This window comes from Pedobacter quisquiliarum, assembly GCF_014642175.1.
In the GTDB taxonomy this organism is placed as follows: domain Bacteria; phylum Bacteroidota; class Bacteroidia; order Sphingobacteriales; family Sphingobacteriaceae; genus Pedobacter; species Pedobacter quisquiliarum.
In genome coordinates, this window is the sequence record NZ_BMIL01000024.1 from 1 (window position 1) to 1213 (window position 1213).

General features: G+C 37.2%; 1 protein-coding gene. It reads right to left on the minus strand.

Features of this window, described 5'->3' with window-relative positions; all coding sequences use genetic code 11:
- Window positions 1-959, minus strand: a 959-nt coding sequence (locus IEW69_RS16810; RefSeq protein ID WP_188628035.1) for an IS110 family RNA-guided transposase, incomplete at its 3' end; no start/stop codon positions are given.
- Between the last annotated feature and the right edge of the window lie 254 nt (window positions 960-1213).

The window sequence follows — 1213 nt, forward strand, 5'->3', positions numbered from 1 at the left end:
CTTGATACATATCCATCAACATATGTGGTATTGGCTTTACAAATCGCAAAAGCTTGGCGAACCAATTTGTTCGCCACCGCAATTAGTGCAACTTTTGAAGGCTTTCCTTTGGCTTTTAGGCGCTCATACATCTCTCTGCACGCCATATTATGTTTAATAGCAGACCACGACGCAACATATAGAATAGCACGTAGATCTGAGTTCCCGTTCTTATTGATTGTGCCTTTTACATTCAGCGAAGATCCTGATTGTTGATGGGTAGGACATATCCCAATATACCTGGATAGTTGCTTTGCATTCTCAAATTGTTCAAAGGCACCCGTTGCAACAATTAATGAGGTTGCCAAGGTTATACCAATTCCTTTTATTGATGTTAATGCCTTTATTTGATCAGTGAATACTTCTTTCGTGATCTTGGCCATGTCATTTTCGATAACTAGAATCTGTTTTTCTATAAACTTCACGGTATTATTCAACGCTTTCAAACAGCTTTTATCCGCTTGCGGTAGTACAAGAAATGATTCTTTTAAATTATTCAATGATATAAGCTGTTTCTTTAGCTGTCTTACCATTACCTTTTTCTGTTTTAAAAGAATAATTGTTTGAGTCGGCATCTTGAAAAGAGGAGGTTGCATTTTTTCACCGTATACCGCTATCAATTTTGCGTCTACATGATCAGTTTTAATTACCGTCAACATCATTTTGCCAAAATGCTTAATCTGTTTAGGGTTAATTAAGCTCACACGAATATCTTGATTCGCCAACATATAGAGTAGCAGCGTACCATAATTGCCCGTAGCTTCTAAAATGCAGTGATAATCTTTGTTAAGAATAGAGTCAATGAACTTTTTCACTCCTCTCGTATCATTTGAATAGGTTTTTGTTTGATAGCCGCCGGATACCTGGGGATAAGCCGCTACAAATGTTTCTTTTGCAATGTCAATACCAATGAACTTCATAATTATAGCTTTGAATAAAATCATACATCTCACAACTATCGTCGCAAACACAGGCTTAATGCCTAACGAACTATCCAGTTTTAGGATGTAAAGACGCATGGGGGCGGAACGTAGCAAACGGTTTTTCTACCAACATTTGATCAGCCTTAATCCATGCGTAAATGTTATTATTTAAACGTACGACATTTGAGCAGACAGGAAGTTAAGGGAATTTAATAACTTAACACCATGTCAAGAGAGAGAAAAGCGTATGC